This is a genomic window from Heterorhizobium halophytocola (assembly GCF_017873095.1).
Classification (GTDB): domain Bacteria; phylum Pseudomonadota; class Alphaproteobacteria; order Rhizobiales; family Rhizobiaceae; genus Allorhizobium; species Allorhizobium halophytocola.
Genome location: NZ_JAGGJU010000008.1, coordinates 220240 through 238093 on the forward strand (window position 1 = coordinate 220240; position 17854 = coordinate 238093).

Genomic DNA, 17854 nt, shown 5'->3' on the forward strand with positions numbered 1-17854 from the left:
GTGCCGCCGTTCCGGTTCCGGCCCTCCCGTTTTTTTCAGCCGGCGAATTCTCCATGCGCGCGATCGGCTGTGACGAGAGGCGCTGCAGCCAGCGCCACCACCGGCCGCCATGCCGCGGCCGGCCTTCAGGTTTATGGGGTGCCGGGAGGCCGCCGGCTTGCAGCCTCCCGGGGGGACGTGAAGGGGTCCCGCTGCGGTCGCAGCGGGAGAGGCCTCACGAAGCGCGTAGCAGATCCTGGATGCGGATCGGGAAGCGGCGGATGCGCTTGCCGGTGGCGTGCCAGATCGCGTTCCCGATGGCGCCGACACTGCCGGTCACACCGATCTCGCCGACGCCCTTGATGCCGAGCGGGTTCACATAGGGGTCGTCCTCGTGGACGGTGATGACCTCAAGTCCCTTTACGTCGGCATTGACCGGAATGTGATAGCCGGCGAAGTCGGCATTCATGATCCGGCCCGACCGCTTGTCGAACCGCGCCTCTTCGTGCAGAGCAAAGGATGTGCCCCAGATCATCCCGCCCATCAGCTGGCTTTCGGCAAGCTTCGGATTGATGATCCGGCCGGCGGCGAAGGCGCCGACCATGCGCGTCACACGCATCTGGAAAAGATCGGGGTCGATCTTGACCTCGGCGAACACGGCGCCATGGGCATACATGGCATGGCGCTCGGCATCCTCGGGCGGGCGGGAGGCATTGCCCTTGCCTTCGACGGCGCTGCCGCCGGCGCGGGCGATGATGTCCTCGTAAGCCTCGCTGCGGCTTTCGTCGCCGGTGGCGAAAAGCCGTCCGTCGCGCGCGGTCACGCCGGAATTGCCGGTGCCGTAGAGCGGCGAGTCCGGATCGGCGGCGGCCAGTTCTGCCAGGCGGGCGATCGCGTCCTTGCCGGCTGCATGCAGCGCGCCACCGGCGGTTGCCGTGTGACCCGAGCCGCCGGCAATGCCGGCGTCCGGCAGGTCCGAAGTGCCGGAGCGAAACTCGACCTTGTCGAGCGGCAGGCCGAGACTGTCGGCGGCGATCTGGGCCAGCGCCGTCCAGGCGCCCTGGCCCATGTCGGAGGCGGCGGTTTCCACTAGACCCGTGCCGTCTGGGCGCAGGGTGGCGCGCGCCTCGGCCGCGAACATCGGAGCGCCGAACAGCGCGGTTCCCATGCCCCAGCCGACCAGCATGCCGTTCTCGTCGGTCATCTGGCCGGGCCGCATCGGCCGGCCGGCCCAGCCGAAGCGCTTGGCACCCTCCGCATAGCATTCCCGCAGGGCCTTGGACGAATAGGGCTTGTCGGTGCCGGGCTCCCGCTCGGCATAGTTCCTCAGGCGGAATTCGAGCGGATCGAGCCCTGCCTTCTCGGCCATTTCGTCCATGGCGCATTCGAGTGCCGCCGAACCGGAGGCTTCGCCGGGTGCCCGCATCGCGCCGGGCACGCCGATATCGTTGCGCACCGTCATCATCGTGGAGCGCAGCGCCGCGGCGGCATAGAGACCGTGCGAGGCATTGCAGGCGGGCTCGGGAAAGCTGCTGTCGAAGGTATCGACCGTCGCCGTCGAAATGTGGTCGAGTGCCGTCATCTTCGCCTGCGCATCGATGCCGATCCTCAGCTGCTGGCGGGTGGCGCCGCGATGGGCGACGGGCCCGAACATCTGGTCACGCCGCAGCGCCAGCTTCACCGGTCTGCCCACCTTGCGGGCGGCCGCGATCGCCAGCACCAGCGGGCTGTAGGGCACCGCCTTCGAGCCGAAGCCACCGCCCAGATAGGGGCTGCGGATCGTGATATTCTCCGGCGGGATGTCGAAATAATAGGCGTAGAAGCCGCGCGACAGCACGATCGCCTGGTTGGGCGTGTCGATCTCCAGCCGGTCGCCGTCCCATTTCGCGACGATGGCGTGCGGCTCCATCGCGTTATGATACTGCTGCGGCGTCTCATAGGTCAGGTCGACCGATTGCTGCGATGCGGCCATGCCGGCATCGACATCGCCGTAGATCACTTCGGCCGGCTGGCCGAAGGGACCGCTCGGCGCCTTCGTGGCCGGTTCCGCGTCCATGCCGATGCGCGGAGTCTCGGCTTCGTATCGCGGATTGAGCAATCGCGCACCTTCGGTTGCCGCCTCGATCGTCTCGCCGAGCACGAGGGCGATCGGCTGCCGGGCGTAGCGGATCCGGTCGCTCTGCAGCACCTCGACCGGGACTGCGAACATGAAGGGCTTTTCATCCGGATTGCCGGCGACCGGCGGCGGGTTTTGCGGCGTGAACACTTCCACGACGCCGGGATGGGCAAGGGCGGCTCCCGTATCGAAATGGGTGACCCGGCCGCGGGCGATCGCCGCCGGCACGAAGACGGCATAGAGCATGCCGTCGGGATGATTGTCGGCGGCATAGGTGGCGGCGCCGGTCACCTTGGCAATGCCGTCGCGGCGGGTGACCGACTGGCCGGAATTGGAGCCGAAGCGCATGGGCAGGGAAATCGTATCAGACATGAGCGTGATCTCCGAAGGGCGAAGCGGGAAGGGCGGGCATGCGCGTCGGCGTGCCGTTCGCGGCCATTGTGAGCGCCCGGGCCGCGGTGCGGCGGGCAAGCTCGATCTTGTAGGCATTGTCGCCCGAGGGCCTGGCGCCCTCCAGCGCAACGGAAGCCGCGCGGGCGAAAAGCTCCGAACCCGGCGCCTGGCCGACCATCAGCGCCTCGGCCTCGGCGATACGCCAGGGCTTGGCGGCAACCGCGCCGAGGGCGAGGCGCGCCGCGGCGATCTTGCCATCGGCGAACCGGAAGGCGGCGGCGGCCGAAACCAGCGCGAAGGCGAAGGATGTGCGCTCGCGAACTTTCAGATACCGGGCGTTGCGGCGGAAATCGGCAGCGCCTGCGGGCAGCCGCACGGCGGTGACCAGTTCGCCGGGCTCCAGCGCCGTTTCTGTCTCGGGCGTGTCGCCGGGCAGCAGGTGGAAATCGGCGAACGGGATCTCGCGCGTGCCGTTCGGTCCCGCCACTTCGACGATCGCATCGAGCGCGGCCAGGGGCACGCAGAAATCCGAAGGATTGGTGGCGATGCAGGCATCGCTCCAGCCGAGAACGGCCAGGTTTTCGTTGTCACCGTCCCGGGCATCGCATCCGCTGCCGGAATTGCGACGATTGCAGGCGGCGGCGGCATCCTGGAAATAGGCGCAACGGGTACGCTGCATCAGATTGCCGCCGATGGTGGCGGCATTGCGCAGCTGCCCGGAAGCCCCGGAAAGGATCGCTTCGGCGACCATCGGGAAGGCCGCCGCGAAGGCGCTGTCATGCGCAAGATCGGAATTGCGCACCTGCGCCCCGATCCGGGCGCCGCCATCGGCCAGCATCTCGATTGTATCGAGACCTGCGAGCTTCTTCACGTCGATCAGCTTTTGCGGCTGCATCGCGCCGATCTTCATCAGGTCGAGCAGGTTGGTGCCGCCGCCGAGATAGGCAGAGCCCGGGGCCCAGGCGGAGACGGCCTCGGCCACGGAGGTGGGACAGATATAGTCGAAGCGGTTCATGCCGATTGCCTTTCGTCCTTTGAGGCCGACACGCGGCGCGTTGCATCGAGCACGGCTTCGGTGATGCCGTGATAGGCGGCGCATCGACAGAGATTGCCGCTCATCCCCTCGCGGACGCGCTCGGCGTCGTCACCGGCCTGTCCCTCGGAAATCAGGCCGACCGCGCTCATGATCTGGCCGGGGGTGCAGAACCCGCACTGGAAGCCGTCATGCTCGATAAAGGCTGCCTGCACCGGATGCAGGTCGTCGCTTGCGCCAAGGCCTTCGATGGTCGTGACCGCCGCGCCGTCGAGCGAGATGGCGAGGGTCAGGCAGGAATTGATCCGGCGACCATCGATCAGCACCGTGCAGGCGCCGCACTGGCCGCGGTCGCAGCCTTTCTTGGTGCCGGTCAACTCCAGCCTTTCGCGGAGAAGATCGAGCAGGGTGACACGCGGATCGTCCAGCTGGACGCTGCGCGGCACGCCGTTGATTGTCAGGCTGATGGAGTGAGGCATGAAGTCTCCAATGGCTTGGTTTTCTCTTGGTGGGCAGAAAAGGCCTTGCGAGATGGTCGGGGCATTGGGACAATAGACGACAACAGGCCCTGGCCGTGTGACCATGCCATCAAATATACGGAGGCACCCTCCGTTTATCAAGGGGAGATGACGACAACTTGGAGTCCGTGCGGCGCAAACCGAGATCCGATGCCCTGCGCAACCGCGATCGGCTGATCGAGGCTGCCAGAAAGATACTAGGGCAGGGCGGCCCGGAGGCAAGCCTGGAAGCCGTCGCACGCGACGCCGGCGTCGGCATCGGCACGCTCTATCGTCATTTTCCGACACGTGAGGCGCTGTTCATCGCGGTCTATCGTCATGAGGTCGAGCAGCTGATCGAGATGATGGCGGCGCTGGAAACGGAGCGCGATGTCCCGGCCGCGCTGCGCTCCTGGCTCCATGCCCTTGTCGGATTGGTGGAAACCAAGCGCGGCCTGCTGGGCACGCTTGCGGTGACGACGACGGATGATTCCAAGGCAACCTTTGTCGAAATGTCTGGCCGCCTGACGGACGCCGTCGGCAAGCTGCTGGACCGGGGCATCGAAGAGCATGCCCTTCGCCCCGACGTCACCGCCGACGATCTTCTCACCACGCTCTATGCCGTCTGCTACACGCGCCAGCCCGGTCCCGGCTGGAAACCGCAGGTCATACGGCTCCTCGACATATTCCTGGACGGCATGACGACACGCTGACGCCATCGCGGTGTTGCGTCGAAGCGGATGCGAGCCCGTCGGCAGACGCAGGCCCGACTCCGCGCTCGACGCGAGCAGTCTCATGCATGGAAGAAGTGTGCTGTATGGGAAAAGATATGGCGGACAGGGAGGGATTCGAACCCTCGGTACGCTTTCACGCACACACGCTTTCCAAGCGTGCGCCTTAAACCACTCGGCCACCTGTCCTCGCGACGCAACACCGTAAATGCGGTGGGGTCGACCGGGCGCGATATATACCGATGATTGGTTCGGGATCAACTGCCATTCGTGAGATTTTTGAACTAATGCCGGACTTTGACGCGGTCTTGGCCATTGCGGCTTCCTGCAACATCAGTTTATTCTAATGACCAAGGGTGCCATGAGAGCATTTGGAGCCACTACGCCTATGATCCGTTTCGTCTTTCGCCTCCTGAGCCTCTGGTCTCTTGTCGTCGCAGTCGCCGCCGCCGTGATGGATTCCATCGAGACCGTCGCCGCGTCCGGTTTGGTGATGACCTCGCTCGGGTCCGCCTGGGCCGAAATCAGTCCCTCCAGCCTGTTTGCCGCAGAGGAACTGCTGCGCGACAAGCTGCCGCCCTTCCTGTCGGTGCCTTTTCGCGAATGGCTTCTGCCGCAGCCGGCCTTCGGCGTCTTCCTGATCCTGGCCCTGCTGTTCTGGATGATCGGCTACAGGAAGCCCAATCCCGCCGGACGCTTCGCCGCCTGAGCGATATATGCCAAGCCCCCGCCGTGCCGCCGGCCTGCTCGCCGCAACGCTGCGGAAAAACCGACATGCGCCGCCGGTTTTTCCGCGGCTGCCAAGGGTTGTGGGCATAGTTTTACCAGTTGAAAAAATCGGGTGAATTTTTCCGGCAGCCATGCAAGGATACTCAAATCCCGGTCGCTGTCCGGCTGACCGGGACACCGCAGACATACGCTTCCGATAGAAGAAGGGTGTGCGGGAGGACCCACAAAGATTTTTTTAAAACAAACAGGGCTGCAAAATGAAGAAAACTCTCCTCAGTCTCATCGCCTTGGCTGCCATGTCGTCCACCGCGCTTGCGGCCGACATCAAGCCTGCACTCGTCTATGGCACCGGTGGCAAGTTCGACAAGTCGTTCAACGAGGCAGCCTATAACGGCGCTGAGAAGTTCAAGTCCGAAACCGGCATCGACTATCGCGACTTCGAGCCGACCGACGACACGCAAGGGGAGCAGGCGATCCGCAACTTCGCCTCGCGCGGCTACAATCCGGTGATCGCCATCTCGTTTGCCTGGGCATCCGCCCTGCAGAAGGTCGCGCCCGACTTTCCCGACACCAAATTCGTCATCGTCGACGACGTCGTCGATCTGCCGAACGTCAAGTCGATCGTCTACAAGGAAAACGAGGGGTCCTACCTCGTCGGCCTGCTGGCCGGCCTGAAGTCCGAAACCGGCAAGGTCGGCTTCGTCGGCGGCATGGACATCCCGCTGATCCGCAAGTTCGAATGCGGCTACGAGGAAGGCGCGCGCGCCGCCAAGCCCGGCATGGAAGTGTTCCAGAACATGGTCGGCACCACAGGCGCTGCCTGGAACGACCCGGTTCGCGCCGGCGAGCTTGCCAAGAACCAGCTCGACCAGGGCGCCGACGTGATCTACGCGGCCGCCGGCGCTTCGGGCCTCGGCGTGCTGCAGACGGCCGCCGACAACAAGAAGTTCTCGATCGGCGTCGACTCCAACCAGAACTACGTGCAGCCGGGTTCGGTTCTGACCTCGATGGTCAAGCGCGTCGATCTGGCGATCTATGACAGCTTCACCGCTGCCAAGGACGACAAGCTCGAGGCCGGCGTCACCAGCCTCGGTGTCAAGGAAGGCGGCGTCGATTTTGCCATGGACGAGCACAATGCGGCGCTGATCACGCCCGAAATGAAGGCCGCCGTCGAAAAGGCCAAGGCCGACATCATCTCCGGCGCCGTGACCGTGCATGACTACATGACGGACAACGCCTGCCCGAAGTGATCTGACAGGGGCGCAAATCGGTGCAGACCGGTTTGCGCCCTTTCCATGTCCGCTATCGGGCCGTATCCGCTACCCGGTCATGCCTGTCATCGGGCCATGTCTGCAATCTGGAGTGAAGCCGTGGATCAGGCGCCAGCGATCGAACTCATCGGCATCGACAAGAAGTTCGGTGCCGTTCACGCCAACAAGAATATCAACCTGACCGTCGCCAAGGGCTCCATTCACGGGATCATCGGCGAAAACGGTGCCGGAAAATCGACGCTGATGTCGATCATCTACGGTTTTTACCATGCCGATTCCGGATCGATCCACATCGATGGCAAGCCCGTTGCGATCAAGGACAGCCAGTCGGCGATCGATGCCGGCATCGGCATGGTCCACCAGCATTTCATGCTGGTCGAGAATTTCACCGTGCTGGAAAACCTGATGCTCGGCGCCGAAGGCGGCGCGCTGTTGCGCCAGGGCGTCGACAAGGCGCGTGCCGAGCTGAAGCGGCTGGAGCAGGAATACGAGCTCGAGGTCGATCCCGACGCCGTCATCGAGGAACTGCCGGTTGGCCTGCAGCAGCGGGTCGAGATATTGAAGGCCCTCTACCGCGGCGCCGACATCCTGATCCTCGACGAACCGACCGGCGTGCTGACGCCGGCGGAAGCCGATCACCTGTTCCGCATCCTCGAAGTGCTGCGCAACGAGGGCAAGACGATCATCCTGATCACCCACAAGCTGCGCGAGATCATGGCGATCACCGACACGGTGTCGGTCATGCGCCGCGGCGAGATGGTGGCCACGCGCAGGACCGCCGAGACCACCGTCGAGGAACTGGCCGAGCTGATGGTCGGCCGCCGCGTGCTCCTGCAGGTGGAAAAGGGTGCCGCCAATCCGGGCGACATCATGCTGTCGGTGCGCAACCTGACGGTCAAGGATGGCCGCGGCGTCACCATGGTCAACAATGTCTCCTTCGATGTCCGCTGCGGCGAGATCGTCGGCATTGCGGGCGTTGCCGGCAACGGCCAGAGCGAACTGCTGCAGGCGATCACCGGCATCCGCAAGCCCGTGTCCGGCGAGATCTATATCGGCGGCAAGCCGGTCACCGGCTACGATCCGGCGAGGCTTCGCCAGCTGGGCCTAGCCCATATCCCGGAGGACCGCCACCACATGGGCCTGGTGCTGCCCTTCGAGGAGGCCGAAAACGCCATTCTCGGCTATCATCGGGACAACCGCTACGGGCGTGGCCCGATGCTCGATCCGGACGCGGTGCGCAAGGCGGCCGAGGCCGAGATCGAGAAATACGACATCCGCCCGCCGAACGCGCGGTTGAAGTCGGCGAATTTCTCCGGCGGCAACCAGCAGAAGATCGTCGTCGCCCGTGAAATCGAGCGCGATCCGAGCCTCCTGATCGTCGGTCAGCCGACCCGCGGCGTCGATATCGGCGCCATCGAATTCATCCATCGCCGGATCATCGAGACGCGCGACGCCGCCAAGGCGATCCTGCTCGTGTCGGTCGAACTCGACGAGATCCGTTCGCTCTCCGACAGGGTGCTGGTCATGTTTGCCGGCCGTGTCGTCGGCGAGACCAGCCCCGATACCGGCGAGCAGACCCTTGGCCTGATGATGGCGGGCATCGCGGCATGAGGACGTCATGAGCACTGCATCTGTAACCCTGCCCAACTGGATCAACTACGCCGTCCTGCCGGTGATCAATCTGGTGCTGGCCTTCCTGGTGTCGGGCGTCGTCGTCTGGATCATCGGTGAAAGCCCGCTGGAAGCGCTGAGCCTGCTGCTGCAGGGCGCGCTCGGTCGCGGCGAAGGCGTCGGCTTCACGCTTTACTATGCGACGAATTTCATCTTCACCGGACTGTCGGTGGCCGTCGCCTATCATGCCGGCCTGTTCAATATCGGCTCGGAAGGCCAGGCCTATGTCGGCGGCCTGGGCGCGGCCTTTGCCGCCCTGCTGCTCGATCGCTGGGTGCCGTGGTACGTCACCATGCCCTTTGCCGTCATCGGTGCCGCCGTCTTCGGCGCGCTCTGGGCACTGATCCCGGCCTGGCTGCAGGCAAAGCGCGGCAGCCATATCGTCATCACCACCATCATGTTCAATTTCATCGGCGCCTCGCTGATGGTCTATCTGCTGGTCAACGTGCTGCGCCCGGTGGGCAAGATGGCACCGGAGACCCGCACCTTTCTCGAAGGCGGGCAATTGCCCAAGCTGAAGGGCCTGATGGAGCTGCTCGGCATGAAGCTCGGTGCCGCGCCGTTCAACGTCTCGTTCCTGATCGCGCTCGTCATGTGCTACCTGGTCTGGCTGCTGATCTGGCGCACCAAGTTCGGCTACGAGATGCGCACGCTCGGCATGTCGCGCTCGGCGGCTGCCTATGCCGGCATTCCCTATGTCCGCACGGTGGTGATCGCCATGCTGATCTCGGGTGCGCTGGCCGGCATGATGTCGCTCAATCCGGTGCTCGGGGCCTCGGCCCGCCTGCAGGTGGAATTCGTCGGCGGTGCGGGCTTCGTCGGCATCGCGGTGTCGCTGATGGGCCGCAACCATCCGGTCGGCATCGTGCTCGCCGCCATCCTGTTCGGCATCCTCTACCAGGGCGGGGCGGAGCTTTCCTTCGACATGCCCGCGATCACCCGCGACATGATCGTCGTCATCCAGGGGCTTGTCATCCTGTTCACCGGCGCGCTTGAATACATGTTCCGCCCGGCAATGGTGCGCATGTACCAACAATTGGCCAGGAGCTGAGGAGAGATCGATGGAATATTTCGACGTTTTCGTCAGCATTCTCGGGTCGACCATCCGCCTGTCGGTGCCGCTGATCTTCACCGCGCTTGCCGGATTGTTTTCCGAACGGGCCGGTATTTTCGACATCGGCCTGGAAGGCAAGATGCTGGCCGCTGCCTTCGCCGCCGCCTGCGGTGCCTATATCAGCGGCTCCCCCTGGATAGGCCTGGCTTTCGGGATCGGCGTGTCGATCCTGTTTTCCCTGCTGCACGGCTTTGCCTCGATCACCAATCGCGGCAACCAGATCGTCTCGGGCGTGGCGCTCAACTTCGTCGCGGCGGGCCTGACGGCGGTGCTCGGCCAGGCCTGGTTCCACCAGGGCGGCCGCACGGCCAATCTGGGGCAGGGCGCCCGCTTCACGCCGATCACCCTGCCGTTCGCCGATGCGGTGCGCGACGTGCCGGTCATCGGCCCGCTCTATGCCAATGTGCTCTCCGGCAACAATATTCTCACCTATCTTGCCTTCGTCGCCGTGCCGCTGTCGTGGTGGGTGCTGTACCGCACACGTTTCGGTCTGCGCCTGCGCGCGGTCGGTGAAAATCCGGGCGCCGTCGACACGGCCGGCATTTCGGTCAGCTGGCTGCGCTACCGCGCCGTCATCGTCGCCGGCCTGCTCTGCGGCTTTTCCGGCACCTATCTGGCGATCGCCCAGTCCGCCGCCTTCATCAAGGACATGTCGGCCGGCAAGGGCTATATCGCGCTCGCCGCCCTGATCTTTGCCAAGTGGAAGCCGTTCCCGGTGCTGCTGGCCTGCCTGCTGTTCGGCTTCCTCGATGCCTTCGCCAATTTCATGCAGGGCAAGACCATACCGGGGATCGGCGAGGTGCCGGTGCAGATCTTCCAGGCCCTGCCCTATATCCTCACCTGCATCCTGCTCGCCGGCTTCATCGGCGTTGCCAATCCGCCCAAGGCCGGCGGTGTGCCTTACGTGAAGGAGCGCTGACATGTCGCATGATCTGTTCGAGGCTGCCCGCGACGCCATGCGGTTCGCCCATGCGCCCTATTCGAAATTTCCGGTCGGTGCGGCGATCCGCGCCGATGACGGCAAGGTCTATACCGGCGCCAATATCGAGAACCTCTCCTTTCCCCAGGGCTGGTGCGCCGAGCCGACCGCGATCGGCTGCATGATCATGGGCGGAGGCAAAAAGATCGTCGAAATGGCGGTGATCGCGGAGAAGCTGGCGCTCTGCCCGCCCTGCGGCGGCTGCCGGCAGAAGATCGCCGAATTCGCCTCGGCCGGCACGAAGATCTATCTGTGCGACGAGGTCGGCGTGCAGAAGACCATGACCATGGACGAACTGCTGCCCTTCAGCTTCAAGACGGATACGCTCGGATGAGAACGGTGATCGATCTTCTCGTCGAGCGGCTTCAGGGACTGGTGCCGCGTACCGGCATCGTGCTCGGTTCCGGCCTCGGCACCCTGGTCGAGGCGCTGGAAGACCCGATCCGCATTCCCTATGACGAACTGCCGGGCTTTCCCGTGAGCGCGGTGTCCGGCCATGCGGGCGAACTGGTGGCCGGCCGTCTCGGCGGTACGCCGGTGATGATGCTGTCCGGCCGGGTGCACTACTACGAACACGGTGATGCCAATGCCATGCGGCTGCCGATCCAGGTGCTGAAGTCGCTCGGCGTACAGTCGCTGATCCTGACCAACTCGGCCGGGTCGCTGCGTGAGGACATGCCCCCGGGCTCGGTGATGCAGATCACCGACCATATCAATTTCTCCGGCCTGAACCCGCTGATCGGCGAGGCGAGCGACCGGCGTTTCGTCGGCATGACCGGCGCCTATGACAGCGACCTGGCAGTCCGGATGCGTCGGGCGGCCGAAGCGGAAGACATCCCGCTGTCATCCGGTGTCTATATGTGGTTTTCGGGCCCGAGCTTCGAGACGCCGGCGGAAATCCGCATGGCGCGCACGCTCGGCGCCGATGCCGTCGGCATGTCTACGGTGCCGGAAGTCATAATTGCTCGCTTTTTAGGGCTGCGCGTTGCGGCTGCATCGGTTATTACGAATCTCGGTGCGGGAATGACAGGTGCCGAACTCAGTCACGACGAAACCAAGGATATGGCACCCATTGGCGGGAAACGTCTCGCTGTCATCCTGAGCCGGATGATATCTGGTGGAGGAAAAGATATTGGATAGCCACGAACAGCGGGCAACCGCAGCGGTTGCGCTGACGCTTCTGGATCTGACCAATCTCAAGGATGATTGCACGCCTGAGGCAATCGAGAAACTGTGCGCGCGTGCGCAGGGGCCGTTCGGCAACGCCGCGGCGATCTGCATCTGGCCGCGCTTTGTCGCCCAGGCGCGGGCGTTGCTCGGCGCCGACAGCCAGGTGAAGATCGCAACCGTGGTCAACTTCCCCTCCGGCGACCTGCCGGTGGAAGAGGTGGTGGAGGAGGCCCGCAAGGCGATTGCCGACGGTGCCGACGAGATCGATCTGGTGATCCCCTACAAGGCCTTGCTGCAGGGCGACGAGGCGGCTGTCGAGACCATGGTCCGCGCGGTCAAGGCCGTGTGCACCCATCCGGTGACCCTGAAGACCATTCTGGAAACCGGCGAACTGAAGGAGGCCGGGCTGATCCGCCGCGGCTCCGAGATCGCCATTGCCGCGGGCTCCGACTTCATCAAGACGTCGACCGGCAAGGTCAATGTCAACGCCACGCTGGAAGCGGCCGACATCATGATGCTCGCCATCCGTGACAGTCGGCGCCCCGTGGGCTTCAAGCCGGCCGGCGGCATCTCGACGGTCGCCGATGCTGCCCTTTATCTGCGGCTCGCCTCGACGATCATGAGCGAGGACTGGGTCATGCCCTCGACCTTCCGTTTCGGCGCCTCGGGGCTGCTGGACGACATCGAATCGGTCATGGCGCATGGCAAGCCGCTGGCCGCGGCGGCCTCCGGATACTGACCCCATGATCATTCCGCAGGAGATCATCCGGCGCAAACGGGATGGCGAGACCCTCGGGGCGATGGAAATCACCGCCTTCATCGAGGCGTTGAGCGACGAGAGCCTGTCGGAAGGGCAGGTCGCGGCCTTCGCCATGGCGGTGTTCTTTCAGGGCATGACGGCGGAAGAGACGGTTGCGCTCACCTGCGCCATGCGCGATTCCGGCACGGTGCTCTCCTGGGACGGCATCGAGGCGCCGATCGCCGACAAGCATTCGACCGGCGGCATCGGCGACAATGTCTCCTTGATGCTGGCGCCGATCGTGGCGGCCTGCGGGCTTGCCGTGCCGATGATCTCCGGCCGCGGCCTCGGCCACACCGGCGGCACGCTCGACAAGCTGCAGGCGATCCCCGGCTACGAGGTCATGCCCGACGCCCAGACCTTTCGCCGCACGGTCGCCAATGTCGGCTGCGCGATCATCGGCCAGACCGGCGACCTGGCGCCTGCCGACCGGCGTCTCTATGCCGTGCGCGATGTGACGGCGACGGTCGAATCGATCCCGTTGATCACCGCCTCCATCCTGTCGAAGAAGCTCGCCGCCGGCCTGCAGTCGCTGGTGCTCGACGTGAAGTTCGGCAATGGCGCCTTCATGGCCGACCTCGATGATGCCGAGGCGCTGGCCGCCTCCCTGGTCGCCGTGGCCAACGGGGCAGGGGTCAGGACCACAGCCCTTCTGACCGACATGAACCAGCCGCTCGCCGATGCCGCCGGCAATGCGCTGGAGATCGTCAACTGCGTCGATTTTCTCGCCGGCCGCAAGGCGGGCACGCGGCTGGAGACGGTCACGCTGGCGCTCGCCGCCGACATGCTGGTCAATGCCGGCGTGGAGACGGATGTGACTGTGGCCGCAGCGCGCAGCCGCGATGCGCTGTCGTCGGGCAGGGCTGCTGAGATCTTCGGGGCCATGGTCCACGCGCTCGGCGGGCCGGTCGATTTCCTCGAGCATTCTGCCAATTATCTGCGCAAGGCGCCGATCGAGATCCCCGTGCTGGCGCAGTCCGGTGGCATCCTGCAAAGCTGCGCCACCCGCGATCTCGGCATGGCGGTCGTCGATCTCGGCGGCGGCCGTCGCCGCGCCACCGACACGATCGATCACCGCGTCGGCTTCAGCGGTCTTGTCCCGCTGGGCACCGAGGTGGCAAGAGGCGATCTGATTGCTATGGTCCATGCCGCCGACGAAGACAGCGGCGCCCGCGCCGCCCAGGCCGTGGCCTCGGCCTACCGGATCGGCGAGGGCAGCCTTGCGGACGCGCCTGTCGTGCTCAAGCGGCTCGGCTGAGACGGCGCGCCCGAGCGCGTTACAGATGGCGCGGCACCCGCTCCCTCAGCCGTTCGACCAGCGCCGGATCCATGAAATCGCAATCATCGGAAATATTGAGGCAAATGATACGCCGGTCCTTCAGCCGAGGGCGGCATTTGCCCTGCAGCTTCGAACGGTGCCCCCGCGCCATCACCAAGATGATATCCGCCCAGTCGACGCGTTCGGCCGACAGCGGATTTTCCGCATCGTTGTCGGTCCGGGCGGATGGCACCTCGATGCCCGGCCAGCCGGCGAAGACCTGCTCGGCCGTGGGGCTGCGCAGCCTGTTCTGGCTGCGGACGAACAGGACATTCTTCACGGGCGAGCCTCCAGATGACGGCAGGGCCTTGCCGTATCGTCGATCGGGATGGTCGGAATCCGGCATCGCTCAGAATTTCATCTCCAGCGCCCCGTCGGCGACGGTGTAGGAGGACAACCGCTTGAGGAAGCTCATGCCGACCAGCGTCCCGGACAGCGCCTGATCCTTCATCACGAAGGCATCGACGTCGCGCACCCGGACATCGCCGATCTCGATCGTCGCAAGCTTCACATAGGCGGCCAGGGTTTTGCCGTTCGCCGTATTGATCGGATATTTGAAATCGAGGCTTGCGGAATTGAAGCCCAGCCGGCGGGCCGTGGACTGGTTGAAGGCGATCAGCGTGGCGCCGGTGTCGATCAGGCCGTCGACGGGTTTGCCGTTCAGCTTGAACCGGGCCTTGAAATGTCCCTGCGCATCCGCGGCAATCCGCGCATGACCGGGCCTGGTGCTGGCATTCGCCTTCTGCACGGAGGGCTCGTCCTGCACCGCCGCATCGGCATTCTCCACCGGCGCAGGGGCCACCTTCGTCAGGTATTGCGGCAGTTCGATCGCCGCTGCCGCGGCGATGCCCAGGATGATGAACGCACGAGCGAGCATGATGAGGTCCTCCGGCAGGTCGTATGCTGCCTGGAGCATTCTAGGTTGCAAGGCTGATAGTCGGACTAACGCAATGACTAAAATGCCGTCGAACCGGCCGTTTCCTGCACGGCTTACGCAGGCGGCGGTGGCGGCGGGACGGCATGCGCCGGCCCCTCCCAGTCAGCCATGGCCCGGCGGCCGCCTTACTTCGTGCCGTACATCCGGTCGCCGGCGTCGCCGAGACCCGGCATGATATAGCCCTTTTCGTTCAGGTGGCTGTCGATCGAGGCGGTGTAGACCGGAACGTCGGGATGCGCGTCGGTGAAATGCTTGATCCCTTCGGGCGCTGCCAGCAGGCAGAGGAAGCGGATGTTCTTGGCACCGCGCTCCTTCAGCTTGTCGATCGCGGCAATCGAGGAATTGCCGGTCGCCAGCATCGGGTCGACGACGATGATCAGTCGCTCGGCAATGTCTTCCGGCGCCTTGAAATAATATTCGACCGGCTCCAGCGTCACGTGATCGCGGTAGACGCCGATATGCGAGACGCGGGCGGCCGGCACCAGTTCCAGCATGCCTTCCAGCAGGCCGTTGCCGGCGCGCAGGATCGAGGCGAAGACCAGCTTCTTGCCTTCCAGCACCGGCGATTCCATCGTCTGCAGCGGTGTCTCGATGGTCTGCATGGTCAATTCGAGATCGCGCGTCACCTCGTAGCAGAGCAGCGTCGAGATCTCGCGCAGCAACCGGCGGAAGCTCGAGGTCGAGGTCTCCTTGCGGCGCATGATCGTCAGTTTGTGTTGGACGAGCGGATGATCGATGACAGTGACGCCGTTCATGGGACAAACCTTCTTTTCAAACTGGGCTTGCCCATGTCTTTGTCACGGGCAGCCTCGGTTAAGCAAGCGTCGAGCAACGCCGGCGATCAAAAAGCCACGGAAAAGCCCCTCAGGCGGCAAGCTTCGCCAGCAGCGCCTGCCGTGTCTCCTCATCGACGAAGGCCGCCTCGATGGCCGTGCGGGTCATGGCGTCGATCTCCGCCTCGCTGAAGCCCAGTTCGTCGGCGGCGATTTCGTATTCGCGCGCCAGCGAGGTGTGGAAGAAGGGCGGGTCGTCCGAGTTCAGCGTCACAGGAACGCCGGCCTGCACCAGCTGCCGCAGCGGATGGGAGGCGAAGTCGGGGAAGACCTGCAGCGCGATATTGGAACCCGGGCAGACCTCGAGCACGATGCCGAGATCGGCAATCCGCTTGACCAGCTCCGGATCCTCGATGGCGCGCACGCCGTGGCCGATCCGCGATGGCTTCACCAGCTCGACCGCATCGGCAACGGAAAACGCGCCGCACAACTCGCCGGCGTGGATGGTGATGCCGAGGCCGGCCTCACGCACCACGTCGAAGGCGCGGGCATAATCGGCGACCCGGTTCATCCGCTCCTCGCCGGCCATGTTGAAGCCGGTGATCAGCGGGTGGTCGAATGTCGCCGCCCACTCGGCGCGCCGCAGCACGTTTTCCGGGCCCAGGTGACGCTCGCCGATGATGATCATCCGGCATTCGATGCCGGTCTCCTGCCTGGCCGCCGCGATGCCGGCTGCCAGTCCGCCGATATAATCTTCCGGCGCCAGACCGACGGCCTCGCCATGGTCGGGCGAAATGAACAGCTCGCTATAGATGGTGTTTTCGGCTGCGAGTTCGCAGAGATAGGCCTGCGTCAGCGCGGCATAGTCGTCGGCGGTGCGAAATACCGATGCGACATGGTCATAGCAGGCTATGAAACTGGTGAAGTCATGCCAGACATAGGCCCCGTCGCGGATGAAGACGGAGTGATCGACGCCATATTTCTCCGCCTGGCGCAGGGTGAGCGCAGGTGGGGCTGCGCCCTCCACATGGCAATGCAGTTCCGCCTTCTTCAGGTGCTTGGTCACAGGAAGCTCCGTCCATGCTTGCCGGGCGCAATGCCGAGATGCGCCGCGACCGTCTCGCCGATATCGGCATAGGTGTCGCGTATGCCGATGGCGCGCGAGCGGATGCCCGGCCCGAACGCCATGATCGGAACCCTTTCGCGGGTATGATCAGTGCCGCGCCAGGTCGGATCGCAGCCGTGATCGGCGGTCATCAGCACCATGTCGCCGGGCTTCAGCTTGCGGTTGATCTCCGCCAGCCGGCGGTCGAAGGCCTCGAGCGCTGCGGCATAGCCCGGCACGTCGCGGCGATGCCCGTAGAGCATGTCGAAATCGACGAAATTGGTGAAGACGAGATCGCCGTCGCTGGCCTCGTCCATGGCTTTCAGCGTCGCATCCACCAGTGCCATATTGCCATTGGCCTTGATCACGCGCGACACGCCCTGGTGGGCGAAGATGTCGCCGATCTTGCCGACGGCATGCACGCGGCGATCCGCCTCGATCAGGCGGTCCAGCAGCGTTGGCTCCGGCGGCAGCACCGAGAAGTCGCGGCGATTGCCGGTGCGCTCGAAAGTGGCCGGACTGTCGCCGACAAAGGGCCGGGCGATCACCCGGCCGATATTCAAGGGGTCGACGAGCTCGCGCACGATCGCGCAGAGATCCATCAGCCGCTCCAGCCCGAAACTCGCCTCGTGGGCGGCAATCTGGAAGACGGAATCCGAGGATGTATAGCAGATCGGCTTGTGGCTGCGGATATGCTCGACGCCGAGCCTTGCGATGATCTCGGTGCCCGAGGCATGGCAATTGCCGAGAATGCCCGGAAGATCGGCGCGCTCGCAGATCGCCTCCACCAGGTCGCGCGGGAAGGCCTGGTCGCCCTCTGGAAAATAGCCCCAGTCGAACATGACCGGCGTGCCGGCGATCTCCCAGTGGCCCGACGGCGTGTCCTTGCCGCGCGAGGTTTCCGAGGCCGCCCCATGCAGGCCGAAGATCCGCTCGGGCACCGGCATGCCGGCCGGATAGGTGCCGCTGGCAAGCTTGGCGATCTGCATCAGGCCCAGCGCCGAGAGGTTCGGCAGCTTCAGCCGACCGGACCGCAATCCTGCCCGGTCTCCCGCGCCTGTCGCACAGAATTCGGCGATATGGCCAAGCGTGTCGGATCCCTCGTCGCCATAGGCGCTAGCATCCGGCGCACCGCCGATGCCGAAGGAGTCGAGAACGAAGAGGAATGCGCGGGCCATCCGTCACCTAGAATCGAAGCGCCCTTGAGGGTCGCGGAACCGGTGATGAATAGCCCGTCGA

The 17854-nt window shown here is 64.8% G+C and carries 18 protein-coding genes and 1 tRNA gene; 10 read left to right on the forward strand and 9 right to left on the reverse strand.

Translation table 11 applies throughout. From position 1 onward, the window contains the following. Positions 1-214: 214 nt before the first annotated feature. From J2Z17_RS15720 to J2Z17_RS15730, 3 genes are read right to left on the reverse strand one after another with little or no spacing between them, the layout of a single operon-like run. Entirely contained in the window at positions 215-2467 is a 2253-nt protein-coding gene (locus J2Z17_RS15720) for a xanthine dehydrogenase family protein molybdopterin-binding subunit (protein WP_209946574.1), read from the reverse strand. After that, entirely contained in the window at positions 2460-3503 is a 1044-nt protein-coding gene (locus tag J2Z17_RS15725) for an FAD binding domain-containing protein (RefSeq protein ID WP_209946575.1), read from the reverse strand. Before J2Z17_RS15725 ends, J2Z17_RS15720 begins: the two co-directional genes overlap by 8 nt. Then, on the reverse strand, positions 3500-4000 hold the full coding sequence (locus tag J2Z17_RS15730; RefSeq protein ID WP_209946576.1) for a (2Fe-2S)-binding protein: 501 nt from the start codon (positions 3998-4000) through the stop codon (positions 3500-3502). The genes J2Z17_RS15725 and J2Z17_RS15730 overlap by 4 nt, the downstream gene beginning before the upstream one ends. Before the next feature lie 167 nt (positions 4001-4167). Here J2Z17_RS15730 and J2Z17_RS15735 point away from each other — a divergent pair, with 167 nt between their 5' ends. Continuing rightward, complete coding sequence (locus tag J2Z17_RS15735) at positions 4168-4731, forward strand: TetR/AcrR family transcriptional regulator (protein ID WP_342454415.1); 564 nt, start codon at positions 4168-4170, stop codon at positions 4729-4731. Positions 4732-4848: 117 nt separating this feature from the next. Here the strand turns inward: J2Z17_RS15735 and J2Z17_RS15740 are convergent. Next, positions 4849-4938, reverse strand: a tRNA-Ser gene (locus J2Z17_RS15740). Positions 4939-5137: 199 nt separating this feature from the next. Here J2Z17_RS15740 and J2Z17_RS15745 point away from each other — a divergent pair. The 9 genes from J2Z17_RS15745 (at position 5138) to deoA (ending at position 13740) form a co-directional block, all read left to right on the forward strand. Continuing rightward, a complete protein-coding gene (locus J2Z17_RS15745; RefSeq protein WP_245224141.1) occupies positions 5138-5458 on the forward strand; it encodes a hypothetical protein in 321 nt (106 codons plus the stop codon). Between the two features lie 277 nt (positions 5459-5735). Then, positions 5736-6728, forward strand: a complete 993-nt coding sequence (locus J2Z17_RS15750; RefSeq protein ID WP_209946578.1) for a BMP family lipoprotein — start codon at positions 5736-5738, stop codon at positions 6726-6728. Between the two features lie 120 nt (positions 6729-6848). Further along, on the forward strand, positions 6849-8360 hold the full coding sequence (locus tag J2Z17_RS15755) for an ABC transporter ATP-binding protein (RefSeq protein WP_342454416.1): 1512 nt from the start codon (positions 6849-6851) through the stop codon (positions 8358-8360). A gap of 7 nt (positions 8361-8367) precedes the next feature. Next, a complete protein-coding gene (locus J2Z17_RS15760; protein WP_209946580.1) occupies positions 8368-9471 on the forward strand; it encodes an ABC transporter permease in 1104 nt (367 codons plus the stop codon). Between the two features lie 10 nt (positions 9472-9481). Further along, complete coding sequence (locus J2Z17_RS15765; RefSeq protein WP_209946581.1) at positions 9482-10453, forward strand: ABC transporter permease; 972 nt, start codon at positions 9482-9484, stop codon at positions 10451-10453. Between the two features lies 1 nt (position 10454). Continuing rightward, positions 10455-10847 (forward strand): cytidine deaminase, encoded by a 393-nt coding sequence (locus J2Z17_RS15770; RefSeq protein ID WP_209946582.1) that lies wholly within the window; start codon positions 10455-10457, stop codon positions 10845-10847. Then, on the forward strand, positions 10844-11653 hold the full coding sequence (locus J2Z17_RS15775) for a purine-nucleoside phosphorylase (protein WP_209946583.1): 810 nt from the start codon (positions 10844-10846) through the stop codon (positions 11651-11653). The genes J2Z17_RS15770 and J2Z17_RS15775 overlap by 4 nt, the downstream gene beginning before the upstream one ends. Beyond that, on the forward strand, positions 11646-12422 hold the full coding sequence (deoC, locus tag J2Z17_RS15780; RefSeq protein ID WP_209946584.1) for a deoxyribose-phosphate aldolase: 777 nt from the start codon (positions 11646-11648) through the stop codon (positions 12420-12422). Before J2Z17_RS15775 ends, deoC begins: the two co-directional genes overlap by 8 nt. Before the next feature lie 7 nt (positions 12423-12429). After that, on the forward strand, positions 12430-13740 hold the full coding sequence (gene deoA / locus J2Z17_RS15785) for a thymidine phosphorylase (protein WP_209946649.1): 1311 nt from the start codon (positions 12430-12432) through the stop codon (positions 13738-13740). A gap of 19 nt (positions 13741-13759) precedes the next feature. Here deoA and J2Z17_RS15790 read toward each other — a convergent pair whose 3' ends face one another. The 5 genes from J2Z17_RS15790 to J2Z17_RS15810 form a co-directional block, all read right to left on the reverse strand. After that, positions 13760-14080, reverse strand: coding sequence for a low molecular weight protein tyrosine phosphatase family protein (locus J2Z17_RS15790; RefSeq protein ID WP_209946585.1), 321 nt, complete (start codon positions 14078-14080; stop codon positions 13760-13762). Positions 14081-14149: 69 nt separating this feature from the next. Beyond that, positions 14150-14677, reverse strand: a complete 528-nt coding sequence (locus J2Z17_RS15795; protein ID WP_209946586.1) for a TIGR02281 family clan AA aspartic protease — start codon at positions 14675-14677, stop codon at positions 14150-14152. A 185-nt stretch (positions 14678-14862) separates the two neighbouring features. Beyond that, positions 14863-15492, reverse strand: a complete 630-nt coding sequence (gene upp, locus J2Z17_RS15800) for a uracil phosphoribosyltransferase (RefSeq protein WP_209946587.1) — start codon at positions 15490-15492, stop codon at positions 14863-14865. A 109-nt stretch (positions 15493-15601) separates the two neighbouring features. Further along, on the reverse strand, positions 15602-16576 hold the full coding sequence (locus J2Z17_RS15805; RefSeq protein WP_209946588.1) for an adenosine deaminase: 975 nt from the start codon (positions 16574-16576) through the stop codon (positions 15602-15604). Continuing rightward, positions 16573-17793 (reverse strand): phosphopentomutase, encoded by a 1221-nt coding sequence (locus J2Z17_RS15810; RefSeq protein WP_209946589.1) that lies wholly within the window; start codon positions 17791-17793, stop codon positions 16573-16575. The genes J2Z17_RS15805 and J2Z17_RS15810 overlap by 4 nt, the downstream gene beginning before the upstream one ends. Positions 17794-17854: the final 61 nt, after the last annotated feature.

Bases quoted from the DNA above. Each gene is read 5' to 3' on its own strand.
- J2Z17_RS15720 (WP_209946574.1), bottom strand. From the start codon at position 2,467: ATGTCTGATACGATTTCCCTGCCCATGCGCTTCGGCTCCAATTCCGGC.
- J2Z17_RS15725 (WP_209946575.1), bottom strand. From the start codon at position 3,503: ATGAACCGCTTCGACTATATCTGTCCCACCTCCGTGGCCGAGGCCGTC.
- J2Z17_RS15730 (WP_209946576.1), bottom strand. From the start codon at position 4,000: ATGCCTCACTCCATCAGCCTGACAATCAACGGCGTGCCGCGCAGCGTC.
- J2Z17_RS15745 (WP_245224141.1), top strand. From the start codon at position 5,138: ATGATCCGTTTCGTCTTTCGCCTCCTGAGCCTCTGGTCTCTTGTCGTC.
- J2Z17_RS15750 (WP_209946578.1), top strand. From the start codon at position 5,736: ATGAAGAAAACTCTCCTCAGTCTCATCGCCTTGGCTGCCATGTCGTCC.
- J2Z17_RS15760 (WP_209946580.1), top strand. From the start codon at position 8,368: ATGAGCACTGCATCTGTAACCCTGCCCAACTGGATCAACTACGCCGTC.
- J2Z17_RS15765 (WP_209946581.1), top strand. From the start codon at position 9,482: ATGGAATATTTCGACGTTTTCGTCAGCATTCTCGGGTCGACCATCCGC.
- J2Z17_RS15770 (WP_209946582.1), top strand. From the start codon at position 10,455: ATGTCGCATGATCTGTTCGAGGCTGCCCGCGACGCCATGCGGTTCGCC.
- J2Z17_RS15775 (WP_209946583.1), top strand. From the start codon at position 10,844: ATGAGAACGGTGATCGATCTTCTCGTCGAGCGGCTTCAGGGACTGGTG.
- J2Z17_RS15795 (WP_209946586.1), bottom strand. From the start codon at position 14,677: ATGCTCGCTCGTGCGTTCATCATCCTGGGCATCGCCGCGGCAGCGGCG.
- upp (WP_209946587.1), bottom strand. From the start codon at position 15,492: ATGAACGGCGTCACTGTCATCGATCATCCGCTCGTCCAACACAAACTG.
- J2Z17_RS15810 (WP_209946589.1), bottom strand. From the start codon at position 17,793: ATGGCCCGCGCATTCCTCTTCGTTCTCGACTCCTTCGGCATCGGCGGT.